A 255-nucleotide genomic window follows, 5' to 3' on the forward strand; every position below is an offset into this window, starting at 1 on the left:
CTGTCTTGACGTTACCGACAGAATAAGCACCGGCTAACTCTGTGCCAGCAGCCGCGGTAATACAGAGGGTGCAAGCGTTAATCGGAATTACTGGGCGTAAAGCGCGCGTAGGTGGTTTGTTAAGTTGGATGTGAAATCCCCGGGCTCAACCTGGGAACTGCATCCAAAACTGGCAAGCTAGAGTAGGGCAGAGGGTGGTGGAATTTCCTGTGTAGCGGTGAAATGCGTAGATATAGGAAGGAACACCAGTGGCGA

1 rRNA gene is annotated in these 255 nt (G+C 52.2%); it reads left to right on the forward strand.

The annotated features are described in order from the left end of the window. Window positions 1–255 (forward strand): 16S ribosomal RNA (locus QMX89_RS22910); the annotation flags it as partial.

The organism is Pseudomonas sp. PS01301, assembly GCF_029960215.1.
Classification (GTDB): Bacteria; Pseudomonadota; Gammaproteobacteria; order Pseudomonadales; family Pseudomonadaceae; genus Aquipseudomonas; species Aquipseudomonas coleopterorum.